The following is a 24327-nucleotide window of genomic DNA, read 5'->3' on the forward strand; positions in this document are numbered from 1 at the left end:
CCAGAGATACCTTCAGCTCAAAGGAGTCTCATGACCGAACAGTCCCTGCCCAGCCTCAATGTCAAGCGCCAGGACGGAGTGCTATGGGTCTCGATTGATGTTCCGCCCGTCAACCTGATGACGGCGCAGCTCATGCTTGACCTGGACGCCGTCGCTGCATCGGCCGAGAATGATCCCGATCTGCACGTCATCGTAGTCCAGAGCGCCAATCCGGAGTTCTTCCTGGCACACGGCGACCTGTCATTCGTGGAGGACCCCGCGACCTACGGCGCCCTCCCGATCGCGCAGGAGACGCTTGTCGGGACGGGCCCGATGATGCGGCTTCATGAACGCTGGCGACGTCTGCCTCAGACCACCATCGCCAAGGTCGCGGGACTCACCCGCGGCGGTGGATCCGAGCTGGTCTCAAGCCTGGATCTGCGATTCGCGGCCCTCGAGACTGCGGCGTTCGGCCAGTTCGAGACACTGACCGGCATCGTCCCTGGAGCCGGTGCAACTGCCCACCTACCCCGCCTCGTGGGTCGCGCTCGCGCTCTCGAGATCGTGCTGACAGGCGGGCTCGTCGACGCGGCGACCGCCGAGCGGTGGGGATGGGTGAACCGAGCTCTGCCCGCCGCAGAACTCGACGAATATGTGGAGTGGGTCGCACTGACGATCGCGACTCTGCCCGACGGTGTCCGCGCCGCGGCTACGGAAGCAATCGACGCGGCCGACGGCACGCTCGAGGACGCACTGCGCGCGGAAGACCGCCTGCTCGGCGAAACGTTCACCTCCGCGTCTGGAGAGCTTGCCCGGGCAGCACTCGCGGCCGGGGTTCACACGCGCGAGGTGGAGTTGAAGATCGAAGAGGTGCTGCGCGCGAACCTCGTCCGACATTCGTAACGAGTCGCCCTGCACGAGTGGGGTGCAGAAGTTGTTCATACGGTCCGTCTGGTAGTACGGGTCGAATGACCGTACGGGCCGCCTCGAAGCCGCCCGCAGCTGACGGCCCGGCATCCTCGACGCCCAGTCGGCACGACCACCTTCGATAGTCCGCTCAAACTGCGGCCGAAAGACCTTGGGCCGGGAAACCACTGGGGACGCACCATTTCGGGTGTGTTCCCAGTGGCTTTGTACTCACAGAAGGACGGGTTGATCGAACTCGGTCAGACGCCGCTGGTGCCCCTGCGAACGCACGTCGGATCGCGAGGCCCACGACTGGTGCACCGTGGACGCCGGCCGCCACGCGCGGCTCGACGACCCGGCGATGCGTGCCGCCTGCTGGACACCGGCCGGTAGCCCTGTGGCCAGCGGCCCGTCAGGATCCGGCGTGTCGAAAGGAATGTGCGTCAGGAGGATCGCTGGGGTCGTACCCAGCACGTACGCGATCGCAACGAGGTCGTCGTCGGCGATTGGGCGGTCCCGGTTCTCCATGTCCGCGATGGCATCGGCAGACAGCAGATGGCCGGACATCTGGAGCACGTAGGCCAGCTCTTCCCGGGTGAGCTCCCGCAACTGCCGTTAGTGGGGCCGGGTCGGTCTGCTGCACGGCGATGGTGTGCTCACCCTGGCCCAGTGACGTGGCGGGTGTGAACGTCCAGTTGCCGTTCTCGTCCACGACAGCGGTACCAGCGGGCTCACCGTCGATGATGGTGACGGTCGAACCAGGCTCGCCGGTTCCGCTGATCGTGGGTGTGTTGTCGGTGGTCGTGGAGCCGGGCGTGGGTGAGGTGACCACGGGCGTGGCCGGTGGTGTGGTGTCGACGGTGATCACGATCGGCGGATCGACGGGATCCGACACGGTTCCGTCGGCGTCGGTCTGGGTGGCGGTGATCTCGCGGTCGCCGTCAGGCAGCGGTGTAGTCGGCGTGAACGACCACGTGCCGTCGTCGCCCACCACCGCCTCCCCCACGGGTTCGCCGTCGACGATGATCGTGACCGTCGCTCCGGGCTCGCCGGTGCCCTCGATCGTCGGGGTGCTGTCGTTGGTCAGGTCGCCGTCGGTCGGTGATGTGATGGCCGACGTCGCGTTGTCCGTGTTCTCCGACGGCGAGCAGCCCAGACCGATCGAGGTAGCGCGCGGTGGGTGAATCCGCCCGGGGCCGCCCCACCTCTGGCGCGATGGCTGGCGACGTCTCACCGCGCTGAGCCGGCCTGTCCTCCACGCTCGGCTCCTGACAGAGGCAGCACGGCCCCTCTTCGGCAGGGCCTGACCGGACCGACGACCAACGGAGCGCTCGGTGGTGCGGCCGGGGTCTACACCACACCACCGATCAGGATCTTTCTACGCCTTCAGGGCGAGGCCGCTGATCACTTCGACCTTGTCGGCCGGTGTCTCGGGGTTCTGCGTGCCGAGCTGTCCTTCTTCGACGGTGATCCGTGCCCGCAGCAGGCCGTTGTCGTCGCGCCACTGCTCGTAGGTTCCCCAGCCGGCGCCGTGCGACCAGAAGGACGTGAAGCGCTCGCTACGTGGGTTGAAGCGAACACGACCGTTGGGCAGGTCAGCGTTGAAGCCGCTGTAGGCCGGCAGCAGCGCCCAGCTGGCGAGCGACCGGGTGTAGTGGTGACCAGCCTCGTTCTCGCTCCAGGGGTTGCGCCTGGTGCCGTCGTGACGCGCGCGCACGTCTTCGACGATGGGCCGTGCGAGGTCCTCCAGCCCTTCGTAGACGAGGCTGGCGGCGACCTGGTAGGCGACACCGGTCCAGACCTCGTCGCTGTAGGCGAAGGGGAAGCGTGGACGGCCGCCGTTCGGCCAGCTGCACAGGACCAGACCGGGTTCATCGTTCAGCGCATAGACCCGCTGGACGGTGGGCACCGAGCGCAGCTGGTCACGCTGGTTGTGGCGGACGATCGCCTCGAGCGCGGACCGCACCCGGTCGGCTGGCAGGATGTGCCCGAGACCGGCGGCGTGCGCCATGAACTGGCCGAGCAGCTGGTCTGAATGGCATCCCTGGCCGAACTGGTAGCGGTGAGCATCCACGTCAGCCAGGTCTTGCACGTAGTACTCGCCGTTCCAGAGGCGTTCGTCCAGGTTGGTCGCTGCCTGCTGGGCGAGGGCCGTGTACCGCTGGGCGGTGTGCTCGTCGCCGACGTCGTGTGCCATCTGAGCGGTGGCTCGGAGTGCGGCGACCATGAGGGTGCCCATCATGCCGTTGGGCCCGTAGAACTCGATGTCGTAGGTGTTGCTCTGCTGCGCGTCCGGGATCAGGTCGCCGTCGGTGTCCCATGCGACCAGTGCGTACTCCATGGCTCGCCGCACACCGGGCCAGATCCGGTGGAGGTACTGGGTGTCACCGGTGAGGCGCCATTCTCTGTTCGCGCGGATGATGGCGCCCAGCTGTCCGTCGGCGGCCGGCACCATCTGCCACCGTTCCTCCCCCAGACTCTGCCTCGATCGGAACGGGAGGGCACCGGTCTCGTCGACCTCGAGGACGAACTCGAGTTCTCGCATGGTCTGTTCCAGGCGGGGGAACAGGTAGGCCAGACCCTGGGCGTAGTTCCACACGTGGTTGACGTTGCCCAGCCCGCATCCGACGTGGTCACGGATCCCCTCCCAGCCGTAGAAATTGCCGTCCTCGAGCCAGAAGCAGGTGTGGCTGCGGATGACGGTGATGTTGCTGGCCACGGCTTCCAGCACGGCGTCCGGGATGGTCGAGGAGTACAGCGCGCGGGTGAAGGTGCTGGTTCGCTGTTCCAGCTCGCTGCGACGGGTGAGCAGGTCGGTCAGTGCTGCCCATGCGTCCTCGTACACCGTGGCGTAGTGGTTGCGGATCAGGGGATACTCACCGGCTGCGTAGCGTTCGAGGTCGGCGTCGACCTCGACCCATCCCTTGGGCCGGTTGGGGACGTGCCATGCGAACGCGAACTCGAACGTGTGCGTGGTCCCCGGGGCGCTGGTGGCAGGGACGGCGATCGATCCGATCTTCTCGCGAAGGCGCAAGTAGCTGAAGTCGTAGAAGTTGTCGAGCTCGGACCCGGTCGCCTCGACCGAGTGGAACAGGTCCAAGGCACCGTCGTCGACGAAGTCGTCCCAGAGGTCTTGTGCGTTGTCGGTCCATTGTCCCTGCAGCCATTCGGGACGGTAGGTGGCGTTGGGCGAGGTCGTTGCGAACGCCATCGTGCCGTACTGCTCTGAGCCGGGGTCGTCGTCTGACGTGAAGTACAGCCCGGTCAGATGGTCGTCGTCGCGCAAAGCGTTGTGCGGGTTGCCGGTGAGCTTGAGGTTGCCGAACACGTCGTAACCGGCGAAGCCGAGGGCGTTGGTGAGCGAGCCGACCACTGAGATCGACAGTTCCTCGTCGGTCAGGTTGGTGACGTGGTAGCGGACGATGGCACCGGGGATTCCTGAGGCCAGCTCGTCACCGGGCACGAACGGGGTGAACGCCTCCATCACCACGCTCACCGGCATGTCGTCGGAGGTGAGTTCCACATAGACGTATGGGTACAGGGACCACATGCGCGAGGTGCGGAAGCGCGGCAGGCCGGCCAGCTCGCCGTTGAAGTATCCGTGCGACTTGGAGTGGGCTCCGGTGATCTCCGCTTCGAGGACTGCGGTGTGGACTTCTCCGACGGGGTTCTGGGTGCGGACGGCGAAGAACGTGAAGGGCATGTAGTTGCCCTTGCCAGGCCAGTTGAAGATCTCCCAGTCGCGGAACTCACCCCGCGCGCCGACGGAGACGTTGCCGGTTCCGATTCCTCCGAGCAGGAATGCCGCTTCGGTCGCTGACTCGTCGTACGTGCGCACCCGTGAGGCGAGGCCGCCCCAGGTCTGGTCGAAATCCGTCATGGTTGCTCCTTTGCTGGTGGTCAGATTGCTGGTGGTCAGTTGTTGATGCCCCGGCGCGTGTCCGGGCGCGGCGGGGTAGGCCGACGGGCCATCGGCCGGTGGCTGAGTGGGCAGTTGGAGTTACTCGTTGAGGCCTGAGCGGACGAAGCCCTGGACGATCCAGCGCTGTCCTGCCAGGAAAGCGATCAGAACGGGGACGATCGCCACGGTGACGGCCGCCATGACCAGGGTGCTGCCCTGGCCGAAGGGCGGGCGTAGGGCTTGGATCCCGACCGGCAGGGTCATGGTGTCGACAGAGTTGAGGAACACGAGCGGTGAGAAGTAGTCGTTCCAGGAGAGGATGAACACGATCAGCGTCAGCGAGGCGATCGCGGGCTTGGCCAGTGGCAGCGCGATCGTGAAGAACGACCTGATCGGCCCAGAACCATCGATGGCCGCCGCCTCCAGCAGTGCGGTCGGCGTGCCGCGGAAGAACTGGCGCATCATGAAGATGCCGAAGGCGCCTTGGATGCCTGGGGCAAATGCCCCGACCAGTGCCGGCACGACGAGCGCCCACAGGGAGTTCATCAGGCCGAGCTGCTGCATGATCCAGTACAGGGGCACGATCATGACCTGTACCGGCACCATCAGCGAGATCAGCAACAGCGCGAACAACGGTTCCCGGAAGCGGAACTCGAACTTCGCGAACGCGTAGCCGGCCAGGCAACTGGTGGCGACGATGCCGAGCGTCGACAGGCTTGAGACCACCAGAGAGTTCTGCAGGAACGAGAACACCGGGTATTGCCGGGAGGCCAGGGCTGTGTAGTTCGTCCAGTCGAACGTAGTCGGCAGCCACTGGGGCGGCACGGTCACCGACTCGCTGATCGGCCGCAGCGAGGTCGACACCATGAACAGGAACGGCAGCAGCATCAGCACGCCACCGATCGCGAGTGCGAGGGTGGGGAGGTGCCTGGTGAGTCGTCGTGTCGGAGCGGTGGTCGGCCTATTCATAGTGGACCCACCTGCGGGATGCGCGGAACTGGATCAGGGTGACTAGCCCGACGATGACCAGGAGGCTGACGGAGATCGCGGACGCGTAGCCGAAGTCGAAGGACTTGAAGGCTGTCTCGTAGATGTACATGACGACGCTGCGACTGGCGTCGCCGGGTCCGCCGCCGGTGAGGACGATGATGGATTCGAAGACCTTCAGTGCCCCGATGAGGTAGAGCGTGGTGACGAAGAACAGTTGGGGTGACAGCAGCGGGATGGTGATGGAGAAGAACTGTCTGACAGGGCCGGCGCCGTCGAGGTTGGCGGCCTCGTAGTAGACCTCGGGGATGGCTTGGAGGCCTGCCAGGAGGATGAGCATCGCCAGGCCGACGTTCTTCCAGACGTCAAGGATCACGATGGAAGGGATGGCCCACTGAGGGCTGGACAGCCAGGGCACGGGTTCCAGGCCGACCTGGCCGAGGTAGTAGTTGAAGACGCCATAGTCGGTCTGGAAGAAGAACTGCCACACGATGGCCATGAAAACCAGGCCGACCAGGGCGGGGAAGAAGTAAGCCGACCGGATCAGGGTGCGCAGTGTGGAGTTCATCGTGCGGTTCAGCGCTACCGCGAGCAGCAGGGCCAGGCCGACGTTCATCGGGACGGCGAGCAGGGTGAAGATTGCCGTGTTGGTGTAGACCTGGATGAGCCGGCCGTCGGTGAGCAGCCGTCCGTAGTTGTCCAGGCCGTTCAGGGTCGGGGTGTTGAACAGGCTGTAGGTGGTGAAGCTGTAGTAGACAGTCATCAGCAGCGGGGCAAGGACGAAGACCGTGAACCCGGTGACCGCAGGGGAAACAAAGAGTATGGCGGGCCATCGGTGGGATCGCTGGACGGGTGATCGGGGCCCTGGTCGTCGTGACCGCAGCGATACGGAGGTGCTCATCGGATCGCGGCCTCGATCTCTTCTTGCGCCGCCTTCAAGCCCTCGGTGGGCTCTACGTGGCCTGTGATGATCTGCTGCAGGTGTCGCATCGAGGTCGACTCGAGCGTGTCGAAGTAGGGCGGGGCCGGTACGGGCCGCGCTTGGCCGATCTGCTGCTCCAGGAACGCCAAGGCGTCGTCGGCCGCGGAGTCGCCGGTCGGGGTCGCGGAACCCGGGTAAACGGGAATCTGCTGTCCGATGTCGGAGATCGCGGTCACGGTCTGGATGTCGGTGAGGGTCTGGATCGCGTCCCAGGCCAGTTCCTTGTCTGGGGCGGACTGGCTGATCGCCCACCCGGAGGTGCCGATCACTGTGGTGTGCGATTCGTTCTTGGGCCACGGCAGCGGCACGTAGGAGTCGAAGCCAGCATCGCTCCACGTCGGGATGGGCCAGCGTCCTGCGCCGACCATCGCGAACTTGCCGGCCGCGAACTGGGAGTACACGTCCACACTGGTGGGGTCCGGTGCGGCTCCGTCAGCGACCAGGTCCCGCACGAACGTGACCGCCTCTACGACCGCTGGGTCGGTGAGGTTCGGTTGACCGTCGTCGGTAACGACGGAGGTGTCGTTGCTGAAAAACCATGGCTGCAGCTGGAAGAAGCCCCACGGCAGCCCGAAGCCAGTCACGCCGTCGCCAGTCAGGGCGAGGGCCGCGGCGCGAAACTCCTGCCACGTCCAATCCTCGTCCGGCAGGGGGACGCCCTTGGCCTCGAAGATCTCCGGGTTGATGTAGATGACCATGGTCTGCCAGCCGTTAGGGATCTCGTAGAGCTCGCCGTCGACGGTGAACGCGTCGAGGAGCTCCGGCGGCACCTTGGCGGTCTGCTCGTCGAGTTTCTCCTGGCCGACAACCTCGTTGAGTGGTGCCAGCAGCCCCTGCTCGTGGGACAGCCGGGTGCCCTCGATCGCCATGTTCAGCAGGTCGGGCGAGTTGCCCGACGCTACCTGTGTCGCGAGCTTGGAGACGTAGTCGCCCCATGACGTGACCGGCACCACGCTGTTGTTGACAGTAACCTCGGGGTTGGCCTCGCGCAGACGGTCGAACGCCGCGTCGTAGACCGCTGCCTCCTCGGCGCTGCCCCAGTTGTAGACGTTCAGCTCGTGAGGGTCGGATCCCCCGTTCGCGGCACATGCCGACAGGGCTGCCGCCATCGCCACCGCGGCCGTGATCGCGGCGTAGCGACGGCTTGGTGGGACCGGCTTTCGGTTCTGCGTCATTGCATTCTCCTAGCGCCTCGATGAGGGATGTGTGGATTCACTGCTCCGCGGAGTGGGCCCCGCAGGAGCGACGGATTCGGACGTCCGGCGCGACGCGGACCACGGTCACCGGTCGTTCTGGCTCCTCGATCCGAGAAAACAGCAGCGATGCCGCCGTCTGGCCGATCTCCTGGGTCGGTTGCGCAGCAACCGTGACCGGTGTCGCGAACAATGCGAACCCGGGCATGTCGTCAAAGCCGACGACGGCAACGTCATCAGGGACCACAGTCCCGGCCTCTTGCAGGGCGGTCATGACGCTGGTGAGCATGATCGCGTTCGCACACAGGAAGGCCGTCGGGCGTGACCCGTCAGGCATCCGGAGCGACAGTGCGTGCTGACCGACCGTCTCGAGCGTGTGGTCCACGCCGACCGTGTCCTGCAACCCGCCCTCGTCCACCACGAGCACCGCACCGGGAACCTCGGCGACCCGCCGCCGCAGGGCCTCGACACGCTCACGGCTGGAGGTGGCCGTGGTGGTGCCCATGATCGCGGCAATGTGTCGATGGCCGTGCGCGAGAAGGTCCTCGAGCAGCGCGGTTGCCGCCGCCTCGTTGTCCAGGAGTACGCCGTCGCAGGTCTCCTCGTGCACTACCCGGTCGAGGGTCACCACCGGGATCGCCGCGTCGACGAGGGCCCGCAAGTTGGTCGGATCCTCGATGGACGGGGAGACGATGACACCAGCAACCCTCTCCTCGATCATCAGGTCGAAGTAGAACCTCTCCCGGTCCAGATCCTCGTCCGTGTTGCAGATCAGCACTGCGTAGCCGCGCTCGGCGGCAGCCTTCTCGATCACCCGCGCCACCGCCGCGAAGAACGGGTATTCCACGTCGGACACGATCAGACCGATCGCATCGGCCCGCTGCCGCCGCAGGGTCCTGGCCGCCCGGTTACCGCGGTAACCAAGCTCCTTGACCGCCGCAAGGACCCTCTTGCGACGCACCTCGCTGACCGCAGGCCCACCAGAGAGCACACGCGACACCGTCGCAGTGGAGACCTGCGCGATACGTGCGATCTCTTCGTAAGTCATCATCGACCCATCCTGTAATGGATTACATCTGTCCCTGATGTAATGGATTGCATCGATCCTGACCGTTCATGTGACGCAGAGTCAATAGATCGAGAGAATGTAACGAGATTACATTTTCGGGGTCCGGCCAATCACCCGCACATTGACCGTTTCTCACTCTTTATCCGCAGGTCGGCGAGGACCTTGAGCACGGGCTCTTCGTGGCCAGCGACGCCAGACCGGACGCACTGCCCGGACCCGTCGTGACACACGAGCCAAGCTCGTCCGGCATGCGCGAGTGCGCGTGTCGGCCTAGATGCCCCCGCACGGGCCGGCGCGCAGGCGGGGGCGGTGCGGCCCGCGCGGGCGATGCTGTGGCACCCTCCGGTGAGGCTTGGGCCGGGTGATCGGCGCTCATCCTGAGCCGGTCACCCGACCGGAGCCGTGTCCCCTGCGATGCGAGCAGTCGTCTCGTCGTCTCGGGTGAGGAGCCGACTGGTTCTACGGCACCCGCGACGGCGCTCCCTCACGCCGATGTCTCGATCAGGATCGGAGCAAGGCCTCACCACCCCAGGGGCGCAATGTCACGTTCTCGAAGGATGCTTCCGTGCCGTCGGCGAACAGCCCGTAGTGACCTCGCGGCCGGTGGTACATGCGTGCGCTCAGGGCGATCTTGTCGTCGAGGTAGACCACCACCGCCGATCGGTCCACGAGGATCCGGAACTGTACCGGTCGTCCTATCTGCACCGGCAGTGGCCGGTCCAGCTCGGGGAAGTGGTCCACGTACCAGCTGCGGTGACCGCCCACCTTGCCGAACTGCGCGAGCCGGAGGTCGGGGTTAATGCGCAGGAAGTACCCGCCGTTCGCGTCGCTGTCGATGTCAAGGAGCACGCCGGCGGTACCTCCTGGGCGGTGGAAGGTCAGCCAACCTTCGATCAGTGCGCTGTCGGGCAGCCGGCCGGCGAGGGCTGTCGTGCGCGAGTACGGGCTGCTGGCCCCGATCATGGCGTCGGTGGTGGTCCAGTGGCGATCAGCCCGATCCAGAGTCGCCGGCTGCGGGGGATCGTAGGCGTCCAGCAGGGACTGGGGCGCGCGCACGGCCAGGGTACCGTCGGGACGCTGGTGGATCTCGTGGACGGTCAGGGCGCCGCCCCACTGCCACTCGCCGTCGTCGCGATCGTCGACCTTGGTGGGGTTCCATCCGAACAGCAGGCGCGGAGCGCTGCCGTCGGTAGGCCCGGCGGACTTGGCGGCGTAGAAGGCGCGGTTGTCGAACTGGTTGTCGCTCGGGGTCTGCCACGGCCCGTCCGGGTTCCGGCTCATCACGTACCGGGTGACGGTGTGCGTGGTGTACTCGGAGAAGGCCAGGTAGTACCAGTCCCCGATCTGGAAGAAGTCGGGGCATTCATGGCCGTGGTAGCGGCCGGGTGCGTAGTCGCGCACGTGGGTCCAGGTCGACAGGTCGTCGCTCTCCAGTACCGCTGTGCAGCCGCGGGTGGTGGGTTCGCCGACGCGGGTGCGGGCGGCGACGAGCATGGTCGCCTTGCCGGTCACCGGGTGGCGGTAGACGAAGGGGTCGCGCCAGTCGTGTCGCTCGTGCAGTGTCTCGTCTGCGTACCACACGTCCTCAGGATGCTTGGTCCAGTGGTCGAGGTCTGTGCTGGTCGCGTGCAGGAGGGCTTGCTCGCGTTGCCTGTCGTTGCGGAAGTAGGGGTTGATGCCGGTGTAGAAGATGTGGTGCAGCCCGTTGTCGTCGGTGAAGACCGATCCGGTGGCGGGCCCGAGGTCCTGTTCGTGGTCGCCGCCCTTGGACAGCGCCTCCCCGTGGTCCTCGAAGGTCACGCCGTCGGTGGTGGAGATGTGGTGCCAGGGTGCGCCGGCGCCGTAGGTGTCCTCGTCGCGGTAGTTGCGCAGGAAGTACACGTGGTAGCGGCCCTCGTAGTAGTAGGGGATGCAGTCGCCGATCACGCCGGGGGCAGGCTTGTAGAAGGTCTTCATGGGTCGGTGCTCGTTTCGCGTCAGGCCGATGGACGGCTCGGTCAGGGCTTGGCGGGAGGGCTTAGCGTGAGTAGGGATCGGCGGCGTCGCGCAGACCGTCGCCGACGAGGTTGAAGAGCACGACGGCCAGCACCAGCGCGACAGCGGGGGTCAGCAGCCACGGGTAGTTGGCCACGACGGTCACGTCCTGGGCCTGCTGGAGCAGGGTTCCCCAGCTCACGTCCGGTGGGGAGATACCCAGGCCGAGGAAGCTCAGGGTGGTCTCGCCCAGGATCATCCCGGGGATCGCGAGGGTCACGTGCACGATCAGGAAGCTGGTCACACCGGGCAGCAGGTGGCGTCGGATGATCGAGGCGTGGCCAGCCGAGGAGATCCGGGCGGCGGTCACGTAGTCCTCCTCCCGCAGGGAGATGAGTTTTCCGCGGACCACGCGGGCCAGGTTGGTCCAGCCGACCAGGGACAGGATGACGGTGATGGCCAGGTAGGTCTGGATCCCGCCCCAGTCGCGTGGGATGGCTGCGGACAATGCCATCCAGAGGGGGATGAGCGGGATGCTGATGATGAAGTCGATGGTGCGTTGCACGATCGCGTCGATGCGTCCGCCGAAGTAGCCGGAGATGCCGCCCAGGGTGACCCCGAGCACGAAGCTGATGGCGACGCCGGCCAGCCCGACCAGCAGTGAGACCCGCGAGGCGTGCACGAGCCGGGAGAAGACGTCGCGTCCGAGCTGGTCGGTGCCGAGCAGTACGACGGGTTCCCCGCTCTCGGTCCCGAAGAGCCGGTGGTGCACCGGAATGACGCCGGCGAGCCGGTACTCGTCGACGGGTGCGAAGAGTCGCACGGGGTGTCGCTCGGCGTTGTCGGGAATCGAGGTTTCGTACTCGAACGTCACGGGATCGAGCACTGTCTGTGACTCGTACACGAACGGCAGGTGCCAGGCGCCGTCCCGGTCGACGACACGTACGAGGGACGGGGCGGCGAACTGCTTGTCGGGCAGCTGCTCGAGCTTGCCGTAGGGGGCGACGAACTCGGCCGCCCCGGCCACGAGGTACAGCCCGATCAGCAGGACGACTGCGATCGGGGCCAGGCGGTGCTGACGGAAGCGGTGCCAGACCAGACGGCCCTGGGAGGCGTCGCGCAACTGCTCCTGCTGTCGCCGGCGACGGGCCGAACGGGACAGTTCGCGGCGCAGCAGCTGTCTGCCCCGGTCATGGACGTAGTGCTGGCCGTCGGGCCGGTTCTGCGGGTCAGCGTGGTGCGTGGTGGCTGTACCCATGGGGTCACCTTCCGTGCTACTCATAGCGGATCCGGGGGTCGAGAGCGGCGAGCAGAACGTCGGAGGCGAGGGTCCCGATCACCGTCAGCGCGCTCAGGATCATCACGAGCGCCCCGGTCAGGTACATGTCCTGCGACAGGATCGACTCCAGCAGGACGGGTCCCACGGTCGGGATGTTCAGCACCTTGGAGACCACGACCTCTCCCCCGACCACCGCGGGCAGCATCCAGCCCAGGGTGCTGATGAGGGGGTTGAGCGCGATGCGGACCGGGTACTTCAGGATCAGCCGCCACTCGGGCATGCCCTTGGCGCGAGCGGTGGTGACGTAGTGCTTCTTGAGCTCGTCCAGCAGCGACGAACGCAGCACGCGCACTACCCCGGCGGCGTTGGTCACCGCCAGCACCACCAGCGGCAGCCAGATGTTCTTCATCAGGTCGGCGAACTTCGCCAGGGACCACGGCTCGCCCCGGAACTCAGGTGAGTACAAGCCGGTGATGAGGAATCCGGTGTGGTCGAACACGAGGTACATCGACACCAGGGCGAGCAGGAAGGCCGGTACCGCGACACCGACAAAGCTGAGAAAGGTGAACAGGTGGTCCCAGAACGAGTACTTGCGCAGCGCCGAGTAGATGCCGACGGGCAGGGCGATCATCCATGTCAGCATGATCGAGGCCAGCGCCAGGGCGATCGTGCGCGGGACGCGTTCGGCCAGGATCTGCGCGACCGGCCGGTCGTACAGGAACGAGTTGCCGAAGTCGCCGGTCAGCAGGTTGCGCATCCACAGCCAGTACTGGCCCAGCCACGACCGGTCCAGGCCGTATCGTGCCCGCAGCGCCTCCTCCTGGGCGGCGTTGACGGTGCCGCCCTGGTTCTGCAGGTTGCGGACGTAGGTGTCTACGAAGTCGCCCGGCGGCAGCTGGATGATGACGAACGCGACCACGGAGATGATCAGGAGGAACGGGCCGAGCAGGAGCAGTCGTCGGATGACGAACTGGGTCATCGCTCAGGGCCTCCTTTCTGCTGCCGGTTTCCTGCTGTCGGCCGGGCGCTGGTGTGGGCGGGTGCTCATTGGTCGAACCACATGCCTTCGGCGTTGATGTAGACGTCCAGCTCGACCGGTGACCCCTCGTTCGGGACGTTGCGCAGGTCCTGGTCGACGACGGTCGGTGTCACCTTGCTGCCGGCGGTGGGGATGAAGGCGTAGTTGTCCCGCAGCCAGTCCTGCAGCTGGCCGTAGAGCCGCTGTCCGTCCTCGGACTCTGGTGGGAAGGCCTTGCGGGCGGTGTACAGGTCGTAGAAGCGCTGCATCGTCTGGTCGGGCTTGCGGCCTTCCCGCCCGTCGGTGGAGAAGTACTGCCAGGTGGCCGGCGACCACGGGCCTTTGCTGGCCGGGGTGAAGTCCTCCGAGATGCCCGAGGCCCAGCCCTGCCCGTCGTTCCAGGTGAGGCTGGCCTGGATCTCGTTTGCCGCCTTGCGCTGGTCGAACAGGGTGCCTTCGACCGGCTCCAGGTCGGCGTTGAGCCCGACCTCGGCCAGCTGCTCCTTGAGCAGCTCCGCCACCGGGACGAAGTCGGCCGCACCGGAGGCGTAGGTGATGCGTAGGGTGAACGGGCTGCCGTCCGGGAAGGTGCGAAGCCCGTCGGCTCCCGCCTGCATGCCCAGCTCGTCCAGGAGCTCGGCCGCCAGCTCGGGGTCGTGCTGCTGGTAGGCCGGGTCCAGGTCGTCGAAGAGCCCGTAGTACACCGACTCGTTGATCGCGTCGGTGTCGAGCGCCGCGGCGACCGCCTGGGAGAACCGGTAGTCAGGGTCAGACATCAGGGCCTGCCACTGGCTGCCCTGGTCGGTCCACTGGAAGTCTCTGTTCAGGAAGAGCTGGATCGGGTTGTTGAACGAGCCTGTGGTGAAGACGCGCAGGTCGGAGCGCTCGGCGTTCTGGGTGTAGACCGACATCTTGTTCAGCGAAGCCTCGCTGCCCGAGGCGATGGAGACCTGACCGGCGAGGATCGCGTTGGTCTGGGCGTCGGTGTCGACGACGATGTTGTTGACGATCCGGTCGATGTAGGGCAGCTGATGGCCGGAGGCGTCGACGTGCCAGAAGTACGGGTTGCGTTCGAAGACGCGGCGGCTCTCGGTGCTCTCGGTCAGGACCCAGGCGTTCAGCACCGGCATCCCTAACGCCCGGTCCTCCCCTACGTCCCAGTGCGTGACGTCCATGTAGTTGATCAGGTCGACCCAGTCCGAGCGGCCGTTGTCGGAGACCAGCTGGTCGAGCTCGTCCGCGTCCGCGTACTTGGCGTGGAACTGCTTGAGGTAGTGGGCCGGCTTGAACAGGTCGTTGTAGTACGGGATCCAGGAGTTGAGGTCCGCGACGAACTGGCCGTACGGCCGGGAGAACGTCAGCTCGAACGTCAAGTCGTCGACCACCGTCAGCTGTGCCGGGCCGAGGTTGGCGTCACCGTTGGTGTACAGCGCAGTGGGCCATGGCCGCTGGACGTCGGGGTCCTGGTAGAGGTCCTCGAACGTGAAGCGCACGTCCTCGGTCGTGACCGGTTCGCCGTCCGACCAACGCAGACCCTCGCGGATCGTGAAGGTGTAGGTGGTGTAGTTGTCATTGTGCTCGAACGAGGACACGATGTTCGGGGCGCTGGCATCGGTCGACTGACCGGGCGAGCGCAGGATGGTGGCACCGCCGGCGATGTTGACGAAACCGGTCGCCCCCAGGGCGGCGAACTGCATCTCGCCGCCGTAGCGTCCGTCCTGCCAATCCATGTGCTCGGCCTCCAGCAGGGTTCCCTCCCCGACCTCGAACGGCTCCCGGGGAAGGCGCTCGTCGATCGGCGGCAGTGCACCTGAGGCGACGTCCTCAGCCAGTGCGGGCGGCTCCAGGTAGCCGCGTGCGGACAACTTCCCCTCATGCGCCCCGCCCGCACCTGCCGGATCCGGCTGCCCGCCCGTGAGCGCGAGCCCGATCCCACCTGCTACCACCACCGCCGTCACCGCGGCCGCGCCGATCACCAAGCGCCTCTTCGTACGTCTGCGCATCACCATCGCCGGAGCTCCTTTGCCTGCCAGATGGGTGTCATCGCGGCACCGGACGACCTCGTCCCGGTGCAGCCTCCCGACGCCCAGCGCGCCGGTTAGACGATTTAACGAGATGAAGTCCTACCCGTACCGCCGAGGACGTGTCAAGTGAGACCCAGGTCACATTTCTCGCGAGCGAGCATGAACACTGCCTGCCGAAGAAGCCGCTGACCTGCGTCAACGTGGTATTAACCGTCCCGCTCATGAGGCGGATGAAGATCGCCCGCCATGCTTGACTCGACTGCACGGCGACTGTTAAACCATTTAACGACCAAGGGAGGTAGCGTGCGGCAACAGGAGCCCACGAAGCGAGTGACGATGGCGCAGGTCGCCCGACTGGCCGGTGTCTCGCCGGCCACGGTGTCGTTCGTGGTCAACGACGACCCCAAGGCGCAGAAGATCACCCCAGCCACCCGCGAACGAGTGCGCGAGGCGGTACGGGTACTGGGGTACCGGCCCAACCATGCCGCGCGCGGCCTGCGTACGCGCCGGACACACACCCTGGCGTTCATCACCGACCAGGTCTCCACGACACCATTCGTGAACTCCACCGCGCGTGGCGCGATGGAGCACGCCTGGAAGCACGACCAGCTCGTCACCATCATGGCCACCGGAAGCGACCCCGAACGAGAAGCCGCCTCGGTGGAGATGGTCCTGAGCCGGCAGTTCGACGGCGTCATCTACACCGTCGACTACACCCGCGAGGTCACGGTCCCACCGGACTTGCGCGACGTACCCACCGTTCTGCTGAACTGCTACTCCGACGATGGGCTCACCACGGTGCTTCCGGCCGAACGCGAGGGCGCCCGCACCGCCGTCGACGTCCTGATCGACGCCGGCCACCGACGCATCGCGTTCATCAACGGACTGGCCAGCACCTACGCCGCCAAGGAACGGCGCCTCGGATACCGGCAGGCCCTGCGCGAGGCCGGCATCGCCTACGACCGCACCCTGGTACGCAACGGCGACTACCAGACCGACAGCGGTTTCCGGCACGCGCGCGACCTGCTCCAGCTGCCCGAGCCGCCCACGGCGATCTTCTGTGGCAGCGACCGCATGGCAGTCGGGGCGTACTACGCCGCGTTCCAGCTGGGCCTGTCCATCCCGCAGGACGTCTCGGTCATGGGGTTCGACAACCAGATCGAGTTGGTCCAGTACGCCCCGCCGCCCATGACCACCGTGCAGCTGCCCCACTACGAGATGGGCGCCCGCGCCGCCCAGCTGCTGCTCGAGGCACACGAGGAGGACCGCGGTCGCGTGCACGAGGTCGCCGCCCCACCCGTGCTGCGTGACTCGGTGGGCCCGCCGCGGCCCTGAGACCCCGGCCCCCGTTCGTACTCAGACAAGGAAGCCTGATGAACCTGCTCGACGTGAAGGACCTGCGAACGTACTTCTTCGTGGATGACGGAGTGGTCAAGGCTGTCGACGGAGTCGACCTGACGATCGGCGAGAACGAGACCGTCGGCGTCATCGGGGAGTCCGGCTGCGGGAAGTCGACCATGGCCCACTCACTTCTGCGCCTCGTGGTCCAGCCCGGCGAGCTCGTGGACGGCACCGCGTTGCTCCGCCGCAAGGACGGCACCCAGGTCGACATCCTGTCGCTGGAGCCGCGCTCACAGCAGCTGCGCGAGATCCGCGGCGGCGAGGTGGCCATGGTGTTCCAGGAACCGATGTCCAGCTTCTCGCCCGTGCACACCATCGGATCGCAGATCGCCGAGATGATCGAAGAACACGCCACCACCGAGCTGGACGAGGACGAGGTCCGCGACCGTGTCGTCGGCCTGATGCGGCGGGTCGGGATCTCCAACCCCGAGCAGCGCTACGACCAGTACCCGTACGAGTTCTCCGGTGGGATGCGTCAGCGCGCCATGATCGCGATGGCGCTGGCCTGCGGTCCCAGCCTCCTGCTCGCCGACGAGCCCACCACAGCCCTGGACGTCACGATCCAGGCCCAGATCCTGCAGCTGCTGCATGACCTGCAGACCGACGAACAGATGTCGATCCTGTACATCACGCACAACCTGGGCGTGGTCGCCGAGCACGTCGACCGCGTCTACGTCATGTACCTGGGCCGTGTCGTGGAGACCGCACCCACCGCTGAGCTGTTCGCCAACCCGCGCCACCCTTACACCCGCAAGCTGCTGCGCTCCGTGCCCCGTCCCGGGCACCCGGTCGAGCGCCTGGAGGTCATCGATGGATCGGTCCCGGTCCCGATCGGCATGTCTCCGCAGTGCGGCTTCGCCAGCCGGTGCCCCAGCTTCATACCCGGTACGTGCGACGCCGCAGCACCGGCCCTGACCGCCATCGACACGGAGCACCAGGTGCGGTGCTTCCTGTACTCCGACCAGACCGACCGCGAGAACGAGTGGGCCCATGTCTGAGCACATCGACCACCCCGACGACGACCGCACCGTCCTGACGGTCGACGCGGTGAGCAAAGACTTCCCCGTCCGGCAGGGCATGTGGGGCAGGTCGCGCGAGTCCGTGCACGCCGTCGACACGGTGAGCCTGCAGGTCCAGCGCGCAGAGACCCTCGCGGTGGTCGGCGAGTCCGGATCGGGCAAGACCACCCTCGGACGGGTGATCGTTCGGGCCATCGAACCCAGCAGCGGCTCGGTGCACATCCGCGACGAGCACGACCGCATGGTCGACATCACCGCAGCAACCCCCCAGCAGCTCAAGGCAGTACGACGCAACTTCCACATGATCTTCCAAGACCCCTACTCGTCGCTGAACCCGCGGATGACGGTCGAGGAGATCGTCAGCGAGCCGCTGGTCAACAACTTCGGCATGCAGCGCGCACAGGCGCGCGAACGAGTAGTCGAGACGCTCGAGCTGGTCGGTCTCGGCGCCCCGCACCTGCACCGGTACTCCAACGCCTTCAGCGGAGGCCAGCGTCAGCGCATCGGGATCGCCCGGTCGCTGGTGAGCCAGCCCCGGCTGGTGGTCTGCGACGAGGCCGTCTCGGCACTGGACGTCTCCATCCAGGCACAGATCCTCAACCTGCTCAAAGACCTGCAACGCGACCTCGACCTGTCCTACGTGTTCATCTCGCACGACCTGGCCGTGGTCGAGCACCTCGCCCACCGCGTCGCCGTGATGTACGTCGGACAAGTGGTCGAGGTCGGCAACACCACCGACCTGTTCAGCAGGCCCTGCCACCCCTACACCGAAGCGCTCCTGTCCTCGGCCCCGATCCCGGCCGCCGAGCGCACCCGGCCCAAGATCGTGCTCCGCGGAGAGGTCGCGAACCCCGCCGACCCGCCCACCGGCTGCTACTTCCATCCCCGCTGCCCCTACGCAACCGACCGCTGCGCCGTGGAGAAGCCGATCCTGCGCCCGATACCAGGCACCGGGCAGATGGCCGCATGCCACTACGCCGAGCAGCTCGACCTGGCCGCCCCGACTGCCACGCCCGGACTCGCGTCGTAAACCGTCAGCCTCACCCGACCCGCGCAATCACAGGCCCGGACCCCGGGGCCGCGCGTTCGGCACGTATCCGCAACCTTCCCCCGACCCGTGCTCGCCTGCACCTCCTCACGGCCCGTTGCGCCGTCTCCACAACCGGGCGCTGGACGGGCCGATGAGGCACCGCAACCGCACGAGCCCGGCCTTCCATGGCACCTACCCGCCCCCGACCAGCACACAACGGTAGGCGCCCCCGAAGAGCCCGTCGGCTCCGCCAGACCAACGCCCAAGGAGACAAGTGACCGCCACGCACCTGCCGCGCACCACCGACCATGCCGGAGCAGATCACCTACGTCCCGTTGCGCACTTCACGGCGCACGACACATGGCTCAACGACCCCAACGGCCTGCTGTACCACGAGGGCACCTGGCACCTGTTCTTCCAGAACAACCCCTACGGCAGCACGTGGGGCAACATGTCCTGGGGCCACGCCACCTCCACAGACCTGATTACGTGGCAGCACCACCCCGTGGCGATCCCCGCCACGGCAACAGAACAGGCCTACTCCGGCAGCGCAGTCCTCGACGCCGCGAACACCACCGGCTTCGCAGACCCTGGCCAGGCTCCGCTGGTCGCCATCTACACCAGCCTCTACACCGGCGACCATCCCCGTGCCGGCATCCAAGCACAGTCCCTGGCCTACAGCCTCGACGACGGACAGACCTGGCAACACTACGAGCACAACCCCGTGCTCGACATCGGGTCGACAGAGTTCCGTGACCCCAAGGTCTTCTGGTACGGCGGAGCAGAGGGCCACTGGGTCATGGTGGCCGTCGAGGCCACCAAGCATCAGGTCGCGATCTACACCTCGCCCAACCTCGTCGACTGGACCTTCGCCTCCCGCTTCGGCCCGGCCGGATCCACCGGCGGCGTCTGGGAGTGTCCCGACCTGTTCGAACTGCCAGTCCGCGACACCGGCGAACGCCGCTGGGTCATGATCGTCAGCCTCAACCCGGGCGGCATCGCCGGCGGCTCCGGCACCCAGTATTTCGTCGGGCACTTCGACGGACGAACCTTCACCACCGCGACCACGATGGCCCGGGCGCCTCGGACGGACGCCTGCCAGAACCATCGCGACGACGCGGCCAAGGACAGGTCCACGGTGGGTGACCGGGTTGACTGGCTCGACTTCGGCCGCGACTACTACGCCGCCGTCTCCTTCACCAACGCACCCGATGACCGGCGCATCATGATCGGCTGGGCGTCCAACTGGGACTACGCAAACACAACACCGACGGCGCCATGGCGCTCGGCGATGTCCCTGGCCCGCGAGGTCGACCTAGTCCGATGGCCCGACGGCCGACTCCGCATCAGCCAGCGCCCCATCCTTCCAGAACACGATGTCCCAGGGCTGGTGGTCCACGACATCGTCGTACCCACGGGCCGTGGACAGCGCACCCAGGTCGAGCTGTCGACGCAGGACCGCAGCGACACCGTCCGGCTAGTGCTCGACGGTGACGCCCAGACCCTCGCCTGCGATCGAACGGACTCTGGCGATGTCATGTTCCACCCCGAGTTCCCCTCCGTGGATACCGCGCCCCTGCCTGATCAAGCGCACACACGACTGCAGATCGTGATCGATGCGTGCGTCCTCGAGGTCTACGCAGCCGACGGGCGCGTCACCCTCACCCAACTAGTCTTCCCCGGGTCACCGCTCAGCCAACTGACCCAGAAGGCCCTGTAGCGATGAAACCTCGGGGAGTGGGCGCGGGGTTCAGTCCGGCTTCCGCCTCAGCCCCGGCGAGTCCGTAGCGTCGGTGCCTAGGACGTGGGTCTGCTGGTGCCGTCGAGCGCGGGCAGGCCCGGACGCTGCCCGTTTCCGCCCATGGTGCCTGGCACGCCGTGCGGCGGTCCGCTCCGGGACATGGTCGACCCGCCACGCCCCTGACCAGCAAAGGCCTGCACGCCCTTTGACCGACGGCGCTAGCCGCCGGACCAAAGGGAGTGCTCGGCGGACCACGTCCTGGCAGTGCAGATGGGCCAGCGCGGTGCGGCCGATCAGGTGGCGGGCGTGCCTGCGTCGCGCGCTGTGATGTCCGCCAAGCGTGGCGGGTTGGCGCCCGCACGGCTGACAGTGATCGCGGCAGCCGTGGTCGCGAAGTCGACGATCTCGGCGACCTGCGCCTCGGTCACCGTGTGCAGATCAGCACGCTGTTCGGCTCCCAGCAGGTCGTGACGGTGCAGAGCGGTCAGCAGGCCGCTCATGTAGGAGTCCCCAGCCCCCACGGTGTCGACGACGTTGACCTGCGGGGCCTGAACCTCGACGCGGCGGCCGCCCGGTCGGACCGCGGTCGACCCTCGTCCGCCGTGGGTCACGACGACCAGGGCGCATCCATGGTGACGGACCCATCCGGACGCGACGTCGAGCGGATCAGTGCCGGGGTGGAGCCAGCTGAGGTCTTCCTCGCTGACCTTGACCACGTCCGCGAGCGCGACAAGTACTTCCACCTGGGACCGGACCGCGGCCGGCTGGCCCATGATCGATGGGCGCAGGTTGGGATCATAGGTGATCGTCGCCCTCTGGCGCGCCTCGTGCAGCAGGGCAGGCAGGGCGTCCGCCGGCCGCGTGTCCGCGACCGCGGCGATCGATCCCGTGTGGACGGCCTGCACGTCGTGCGGGAGGGTTGTGGCCGCCAGCTGCCATTCGAGGTCGAACTCGTAGGTCGCCGAGCCGGTCGTGTCCAGGCGTGCCAGGGCGGTCGGAGTCCGTACGGCGCCCAGCGACTCGGGCAGCACGCTCACGCCGGAGGCCGCCAGGTGGTCCAGGACGGTTCTGCCGCGCGGGTCGTCGGCCAGCCAGGTCAGCAGGTCTGCCGTGATGCCCAGCCGTGCCAGGCCCAGGGCGACGTTCGCGGGACTGCCTCCGGGCACCTCGGTGCGCCTGCCGTCGCTGTCTTGGACGATGTCGACCAGCGCCTCGCCCACCACCAGGAACGTGCTCATCAGTTCTCACCCTTCGGTCGTGTCCCGGGCAGGGCGACCGGGACGTTGATGTCGTCGACGCTCAGGTGGCCGAACCCGCCGGTCGCCTCGTCCACGATCTCGATGTAGAACTCCTCACCGGTGTCCGGTAGGACGCGCCAACGGCGGGGCCGTGCGGAAGCTGACGTTCTCATCGCGTCTCCTTCGATGCCTGGAGCTGCCAGACGTCGACCTGGGAAAAGCGCGTCTGGCCGCCTTCCGAGTACAGCCGCAGGCCGGTGCTCGCCGCCGCGCCGCCGCTGCCGCGGCTCGTCGGGTAGATCCGGTTCGAGAACGCCGCGGAGTCGTTGATGAACACGTCGATCACCGAGTGGTCGATGAAGACGTGGAACTTCTCGGGCTTGCCGAAGGCGGCCTCGTCGTAGGCGCCGCGCAGCAGCACGGCCTCCTCGTTCTGGAAGTTGCGGCTGGAGCGGGTCTTGTCGATGACGATGTCACCGCCGTCGTAGTAGATCCGTGTGATCTCCGCGCCGTCGGGCGAAGCGCCGAGGCACAGGCCGTACCGCGTGCCGGTCGCGGCCGGGTCGATCTGGGCGATGATCTCCACCTGGTTGCCGGACGCGGCGAGGCTGCGCTCCCCGGTGACGACAACGTTCGTCTCGGTCTGCGGTGCGCCCGCGCGTAGCGTCGTGAGCTGGGCGAGGGCGCGCTGGCCGAGGGTCTGGCCGTCGGCGAGCAGGCGCCACTCGCGCGGGACGCTGAACGTGTGCGCCCAGCCGAGGTCGAGCTGCATCTGCGAGCTGGAGCGCTCGTCCACGATGCCGATCGCCACGGGGTTGCCGTCCGGGCCGCGTGCCACGGTCGGCGAGAGGTGGCCGTGGATCACGTCCAGGGGCCTGGGTCGCGCGTAGTCCGGGGTGAACTGGCTACCGTTCCACGTTCCCGTCCAGTAGACCGACCGCGTGTACGGCTCGGCGAGCTTGGACACGGACCTGCCGATCGGGCTGACGACCAGCACGTACTTGTCCCGCCCGGCGTGGACGCCGATCTTCTCGAAGACCGGCATCTCCCAGATCGCCGAGTCGATGTCCATCGACGCGAACGGGATGGTGGAGAACGGGCTCCCCCCTCGCGTCCACTGCCCCTGGATGTCCTGCGCCGTGTAGTGCTCCAGGGCCCCACCGGCATCGGTCGCGGCGCCGATGATCATGTGCCAGGTCCCGCCCTCCTGCCAGAGGTACGGGTCACGGAAGTCGGCGACGTGCGCGGGAGCGTTCTTGTCGATGAGGCCGGCGTTCGCCTTGGTCCAGCTCACGAGGTCGGGGTCGGTGCTGGAGGCGCGCGCGATGCCCGGGTCGAAGGGGCCGCCGAAGTTCACCGTGGTGAAGAACGCGTGGGCCGTGCCGTTCACCGACACGACGTCACCGGACCAGATCCCCTTGGATCCCTGGGCCGTCAGGCCGTCCCCGGCGATCGCTCCCAGGCTCGCCTCGCGGTCGTTCGGCTCCGGGTGCAGGGCGTCGGGCAGGTCGGTCCAGTGCACCAGGTCCATGCTGGTCATGTGGCCCCAGTGCATCTGCCACTTGAACGGGCCGTTGGGCGTGCGCTGATAGAACATGTGGTACTTGCAGTCGTGCTTGACCAGGCCGTGCGGCTCGTTGGTCCAGTTGGCGGGCGGCATCGCGTGGTACCGCGGCCGCAAGATGTCGTCCGCGAACCGCAGGTCCGTGACCTGGAGGGCGACGTCGTGGGCTGGGCTGGCGCCGGCGATCCCGGCGGTGTACTCGGCCGTGAACGTCTCGGCGCCGCGCGCGACGTCGTAGATCCGGGTGTCGTCGTAGGCCGCGTTGAGCGCGTTGATGAGGAACACACCGGTCGTGACATCCTCGCTGGCCTTGCCGACCACCAGCGGCGCGCCGGCGGCCTGCTCGAACCGGGTCCCGGCCGGGATGGCGACCCGGGCCACCTTCGGCCCGGTGACGTCGTCCAGGTGCAGCCGCAGCTCTCCGGCGGCGCCGTCGACGACGGCGGCGATGTGCACCCACTCGTACAGCGGGAACAGCCACGGCGCCTTGACCGTGCGCCACTGCCCGCCGACGTGCGCCGTGAACCACCACTCGCCGTAGGTGTTGATGGCGATGTCGAAGCCCGCGTCGGCGGAGCGCTGGTGGATGATCGACGACGGGGTCAGGCCGTCGTACGGCTGCTCGCTGTCCGACGGGTAGCTCTCGAGCGCGATCCACGTCTGGACCGTCATCTGCGAGGTGAGCGGCGTGGTGAACTTTCCCGTCGCCCACGTCGAGAAGCCGTCGGTGCGGAACGCGTTGCCGTGTACGCCCGGGACGCGCTCGGCCGGGTTGTTGGTGACGTGGACGTCGAACGTGCCCCGGCTGACCTCGTCGAGGATCGTGGTCGAGCCGTTCGGCTGGTCGTAGGACAGGCGCAGGACCGGGTCGCCGGTCGCGGCCGCCGCGCGCCGGAAGAGCGCGCCCGTCGCGATCACCGCCGCGGAGACCGCGGCGCCCTGCAGGAAGGTCCGCCGGCCGAGCTGCGGGCGCGCGGATGAGAGGATTCTCATTGCATCTCCTTTGATGTCCGTCATGAGAG

The 24327-nt window shown here is 67.2% G+C and carries 18 protein-coding genes and 1 pseudogene; 5 read left to right on the forward strand and 14 right to left on the reverse strand.

Annotated elements, in window-relative coordinates; all coding sequences use genetic code 11:
• Positions 1 to 30: 30 nt before the first annotated feature.
• Positions 31 to 882, forward strand: coding sequence for an enoyl-CoA hydratase/isomerase family protein (locus AC0QU1_RS15610; RefSeq protein ID WP_483570530.1), 852 nt, complete (start codon positions 31 to 33; stop codon positions 880 to 882).
• A 234-nt stretch (positions 883 to 1116) separates the two neighbouring features.
• Here the strand turns inward: AC0QU1_RS15610 and AC0QU1_RS15615 are convergent, their stop codons facing one another.
• From AC0QU1_RS15615 to AC0QU1_RS15665, 11 genes and pseudogenes are all read right to left on the reverse strand, one after another.
• Positions 1117 to 1494, reverse strand: a complete 378-nt coding sequence (locus AC0QU1_RS15615; RefSeq protein ID WP_483576810.1) for a helix-turn-helix domain-containing protein — start codon at positions 1492 to 1494, stop codon at positions 1117 to 1119.
• 73 nt (positions 1495 to 1567) lie between these two features.
• Positions 1568 to 2119, reverse strand: a pseudogene (locus tag AC0QU1_RS15620) (Ig-like domain-containing protein); the annotation flags it as partial.
• A gap of 144 nt (positions 2120 to 2263) precedes the next feature.
• On the reverse strand, positions 2264 to 4765 hold the full coding sequence (locus tag AC0QU1_RS15625) for a GH116 family glycosyl-hydrolase (protein ID WP_483570532.1): 2502 nt from the start codon (positions 4763 to 4765) through the stop codon (positions 2264 to 2266).
• A gap of 120 nt (positions 4766 to 4885) precedes the next feature.
• The gene (locus tag AC0QU1_RS15630) at positions 4886 to 5674 is read right to left on the reverse strand and encodes a carbohydrate ABC transporter permease (protein ID WP_483576707.1); all 789 of its coding nucleotides are present in this window, start codon (positions 5672 to 5674) and stop codon (positions 4886 to 4888) included.
• Positions 5675 to 5747: 73 nt separating this feature from the next.
• The gene (locus AC0QU1_RS15635) at positions 5748 to 6536 is read right to left on the reverse strand and encodes a carbohydrate ABC transporter permease (protein WP_483570534.1); all 789 of its coding nucleotides are present in this window, start codon (positions 6534 to 6536) and stop codon (positions 5748 to 5750) included.
• 134 nt (positions 6537 to 6670) lie between these two features.
• Positions 6671 to 7864 (reverse strand): ABC transporter substrate-binding protein, encoded by a 1194-nt coding sequence (locus tag AC0QU1_RS15640; protein ID WP_483570536.1) that lies wholly within the window; start codon positions 7862 to 7864, stop codon positions 6671 to 6673.
• 103 nt (positions 7865 to 7967) lie between these two features.
• Positions 7968 to 8996, reverse strand: a complete 1029-nt coding sequence (locus AC0QU1_RS15645; protein WP_483616225.1) for a LacI family DNA-binding transcriptional regulator — start codon at positions 8994 to 8996, stop codon at positions 7968 to 7970.
• 522 nt (positions 8997 to 9518) lie between these two features.
• Complete coding sequence (locus tag AC0QU1_RS15650) at positions 9519 to 10973, reverse strand: GH32 C-terminal domain-containing protein (protein ID WP_483616227.1); 1455 nt, start codon at positions 10971 to 10973, stop codon at positions 9519 to 9521.
• A 61-nt stretch (positions 10974 to 11034) separates the two neighbouring features.
• The gene (locus tag AC0QU1_RS15655; RefSeq protein ID WP_483570543.1) at positions 11035 to 12249 is read right to left on the reverse strand and encodes an ABC transporter permease; all 1215 of its coding nucleotides are present in this window, start codon (positions 12247 to 12249) and stop codon (positions 11035 to 11037) included.
• A gap of 16 nt (positions 12250 to 12265) precedes the next feature.
• Positions 12266 to 13249: an ABC transporter permease gene (locus AC0QU1_RS15660; protein WP_483570544.1), complete on the reverse strand. Its 984-nt coding sequence runs from the start codon at positions 13247 to 13249 to the stop codon at positions 12266 to 12268.
• A 65-nt stretch (positions 13250 to 13314) separates the two neighbouring features.
• Positions 13315 to 15264, reverse strand: coding sequence for an ABC transporter substrate-binding protein (locus AC0QU1_RS15665; protein WP_483616555.1), 1950 nt, complete (start codon positions 15262 to 15264; stop codon positions 13315 to 13317).
• 351 nt (positions 15265 to 15615) lie between these two features.
• Here AC0QU1_RS15665 and AC0QU1_RS15670 point away from each other — a divergent pair, with 351 nt between their 5' ends.
• The 4 genes from AC0QU1_RS15670 (at position 15616) to AC0QU1_RS15685 (ending at position 20482) form a co-directional block, all read left to right on the forward strand.
• Positions 15616 to 16647, forward strand: a complete 1032-nt coding sequence (locus AC0QU1_RS15670) for a LacI family DNA-binding transcriptional regulator (protein WP_483570546.1) — start codon at positions 15616 to 15618, stop codon at positions 16645 to 16647.
• A 38-nt stretch (positions 16648 to 16685) separates the two neighbouring features.
• A complete protein-coding gene (locus AC0QU1_RS15675; RefSeq protein WP_483570547.1) occupies positions 16686 to 17711 on the forward strand; it encodes an ABC transporter ATP-binding protein in 1026 nt (341 codons plus the stop codon).
• Positions 17704 to 18762, forward strand: coding sequence for an ABC transporter ATP-binding protein (locus AC0QU1_RS15680; RefSeq protein WP_483570549.1), 1059 nt, complete (start codon positions 17704 to 17706; stop codon positions 18760 to 18762). The genes AC0QU1_RS15675 and AC0QU1_RS15680 overlap by 8 nt, the downstream gene beginning before the upstream one ends.
• A 274-nt stretch (positions 18763 to 19036) precedes the next feature.
• Positions 19037 to 20482, forward strand: a complete 1446-nt coding sequence (locus tag AC0QU1_RS15685; protein ID WP_483570551.1) for a glycoside hydrolase family 32 protein — start codon at positions 19037 to 19039, stop codon at positions 20480 to 20482.
• Between the two features lie 314 nt (positions 20483 to 20796).
• Here AC0QU1_RS15685 and AC0QU1_RS15690 read toward each other — a convergent pair whose 3' ends face one another.
• From AC0QU1_RS15690 to AC0QU1_RS15700, 3 genes are read right to left on the reverse strand one after another with little or no spacing between them, the layout of a single operon-like run.
• Positions 20797 to 21741, reverse strand: coding sequence for a carbohydrate kinase family protein (locus tag AC0QU1_RS15690; protein ID WP_483570553.1), 945 nt, complete (start codon positions 21739 to 21741; stop codon positions 20797 to 20799).
• Positions 21741 to 21914 (reverse strand): hypothetical protein, encoded by a 174-nt coding sequence (locus tag AC0QU1_RS15695; protein WP_483570554.1) that lies wholly within the window; start codon positions 21912 to 21914, stop codon positions 21741 to 21743. Before AC0QU1_RS15695 ends, AC0QU1_RS15690 begins: the two co-directional genes overlap by 1 nt.
• Positions 21911 to 24298 (reverse strand): glycoside hydrolase family 32 protein, encoded by a 2388-nt coding sequence (locus AC0QU1_RS15700; RefSeq protein ID WP_483570555.1) that lies wholly within the window; start codon positions 24296 to 24298, stop codon positions 21911 to 21913. The genes AC0QU1_RS15695 and AC0QU1_RS15700 overlap by 4 nt, the downstream gene beginning before the upstream one ends.
• Between the last annotated feature and the right edge of the window lie 29 nt (positions 24299 to 24327).

The organism is Promicromonospora noduliphila (assembly GCF_056951025.1).

Bases quoted from the DNA above. Each gene is read 5' to 3' on its own strand.
- AC0QU1_RS15660 (WP_483570544.1), bottom strand. From the start codon at position 13,249: ATGACCCAGTTCGTCATCCGACGACTGCTCCTGCTCGGCCCGTTCCTC.
- AC0QU1_RS15610 (WP_483570530.1), top strand. From the start codon at position 31: ATGACCGAACAGTCCCTGCCCAGCCTCAATGTCAAGCGCCAGGACGGA.
- AC0QU1_RS15690 (WP_483570553.1), bottom strand. From the start codon at position 21,741: ATGAGCACGTTCCTGGTGGTGGGCGAGGCGCTGGTCGACATCGTCCAA.
- AC0QU1_RS15650 (WP_483616227.1), bottom strand. From the start codon at position 10,973: ATGAAGACCTTCTACAAGCCTGCCCCCGGCGTGATCGGCGACTGCATC.
- AC0QU1_RS15675 (WP_483570547.1), top strand. From the start codon at position 16,686: ATGAACCTGCTCGACGTGAAGGACCTGCGAACGTACTTCTTCGTGGAT.
- AC0QU1_RS15700 (WP_483570555.1), bottom strand. From the start codon at position 24,298: ATGAGAATCCTCTCATCCGCGCGCCCGCAGCTCGGCCGGCGGACCTTC.
- AC0QU1_RS15645 (WP_483616225.1), bottom strand. From the start codon at position 8,996: ATGACTTACGAAGAGATCGCACGTATCGCGCAGGTCTCCACTGCGACG.
- AC0QU1_RS15625 (WP_483570532.1), bottom strand. From the start codon at position 4,765: ATGACGGATTTCGACCAGACCTGGGGCGGCCTCGCCTCACGGGTGCGC.
- AC0QU1_RS15640 (WP_483570536.1), bottom strand. From the start codon at position 7,864: ATGGCGGCAGCCCTGTCGGCATGTGCCGCGAACGGGGGATCCGACCCT.
- AC0QU1_RS15655 (WP_483570543.1), bottom strand. From the start codon at position 12,249: ATGGGTACAGCCACCACGCACCACGCTGACCCGCAGAACCGGCCCGAC.
- AC0QU1_RS15680 (WP_483570549.1), top strand. From the start codon at position 17,704: ATGTCTGAGCACATCGACCACCCCGACGACGACCGCACCGTCCTGACG.
- AC0QU1_RS15630 (WP_483576707.1), bottom strand. From the start codon at position 5,674: ATGCTGCTGCCGTTCCTGTTCATGGTGTCGACCTCGCTGCGGCCGATC.
- AC0QU1_RS15635 (WP_483570534.1), bottom strand. From the start codon at position 6,536: ATGACTGTCTACTACAGCTTCACCACCTACAGCCTGTTCAACACCCCG.
- AC0QU1_RS15695 (WP_483570554.1), bottom strand. From the start codon at position 21,914: ATGAGAACGTCAGCTTCCGCACGGCCCCGCCGTTGGCGCGTCCTACCG.